The sequence below is a fragment of the Wolbachia endosymbiont of Atemnus politus genome, from assembly GCF_013309895.1.
On record NZ_JAAXCS010000169.1, the window covers coordinates 1 to 1,927 of the forward strand.

Here is a 1,927-nt window from a genome sequence, read left to right on the forward strand (position 1 = left end):
TCGTTTCATCCAATGTGCTAAAGTTTGTTATGGGGCTGGTGTTAGGTATAGTTTCATGCCAAATAGTGAATCTGACGTGATATTATGCAACCATTATGCTATTTTTAAACGAGCCCCCCTATTCCATAACACACACAACAGGCGTATGATCAGATGGATTTTCCAGCTTGCGCAGCCTGTCATCTATGTAGCACTTCTCTAACCTATCGGCAGCTTGCGGTGATAACAGCATATGATCTATTCGCATTCCTTGGTTATTTCTCAGCGAACTACCTTGATAATGCCACCAAGTAAACTGCTGTAAACTCGGGTGGGATATTCTAAATGCGTCTTTAAATCCAAGATTCAAAATCGCTCTTAACTTCTCACGTTCTTTTGTATGAAAGCACATTTGACCATTCAATAAAATTGGGTCAAAAACGTCAATTTCATCTGGTGCAACATTATAATCGCCAGCTACGATAGTTAACTCCTCATTCTTCAACAAATTACCCATTCTTTCATGTAGGTTATCAAAAAACTTGAGTTTATACGCAAACGCGTGAGAGTCCGGGCTTTGACCATTTGGAACGTATACGCTCACTACTCTTACATTCTGATTATCTTGCTTTATTACACACTCTATATAACGTGCTTCTTGATAACTTTCCACGATATTGATTTTAGATTTCTCTAGTATCGGATATTTAGACAGAACACAAACCCCATTTCTCGCAACTTGCCCATAGACAGCACATTCATATCCTAGCTTTTCTATCTCTGCATAAGGGAACTGTTCTTCCGTGCATTTTATTTCTTGTAGTAAAATTATATCTATTTGACTATCAACTATAAAACTACAGAGTTGATTAACCCTCTTGCGTATAGAGTTTACATTCCAAGTTGTAATTTTTAGCATCAACAATCCTTATTAATTATATCAATTAAGCTCTCTCTAGTAGGTAACCTCGATGTTATAATCTTTTTCCATTTGATTGACTTTAAACTATCAGCAATATTCTTACTCATAGTATATGCAATTATATCGCCTGTTGCATAAGATAGACCACTTTTTAAAACTAAGGAACAGAATATTCTTGCTGTCTGTGAAGAAAAGAAAGCAACACTATTGATTTTATCCCCCGACAACAAATTTTTGCACCTGTTAGTTAAACTCCTTTTGATAATTGTCTTATAGAATATAACTTCTATTACATTAAAACCCTCTTCAGACAATTTCTTCTTTAAATCACATGATACTTCTTGTCCCCTTATATACAAAAACTTTACTCCTATTGAATAGTGATTTTTTATAAACGATATCAGCCCATCAACATTGCTATCTGCTGATGTGATATCAGAAAATCCTGCATCCTTTGCAGTTTGCATAGTTGAATTACCAACTGTAATAATTGGAAGATCATCTACTTTGCACATTTGACTAAATGCTTTCACACTGTTCTTGCTTGTAGATATTACAACATCAAATTCACATGCAGACATATCAGGATGCAAATATTTTATCGTGAATACTGGTTCTATATACACTTTGTACCCACATTTTTTCAGCATATTTCTTGTATTCAGTGAATCTGATAAAGGCCTCGTTAATAAGATAGACTTCATTCTGATTTGCTTTACTTTCGGTAAGATAATACCTTTGATGAATGAATTACTGAATAAAAATTTTTGAGCTAACAGGAAATTCCGACCTCTGTGTACGAGTTACCAGAAAGGAAGGTTAGCATCAGGGTAGAATATCATAAGATGTCTGGAGTTTGTGTGATGGTCAGAAGGAGAGTACTGATGGTTGCGCCTGCTTATCCCTAAGATGGATAATGACATTGTCAGATTGACATTAAGGATATTAGCAGACGACATAGTACTTAATTGTTTTTCCAGATGAGGAAAGTGAGACTTTGTGAGATGATAGTTGCACGAGTAGAAT

2 protein-coding genes are annotated in these 1,927 nt (G+C 35.3%); both read right to left on the minus strand.

Annotated features, from left to right (window positions below):
* Nucleotides 1-118: 118 nt before the first annotated feature.
* Nucleotides 119-898, minus strand: a complete 780-nt coding sequence (locus HET73_RS07195; RefSeq protein WP_174134276.1) for an exodeoxyribonuclease III — start codon at nucleotides 896-898, stop codon at nucleotides 119-121.
* Nucleotides 898-1,605, minus strand: a complete 708-nt coding sequence (locus tag HET73_RS07200; protein WP_174132974.1) for a uroporphyrinogen-III synthase — start codon at nucleotides 1,603-1,605, stop codon at nucleotides 898-900. Before HET73_RS07200 ends, HET73_RS07195 begins: the two co-directional genes overlap by 1 nt.
* Nucleotides 1,606-1,927: the final 322 nt, after the last annotated feature.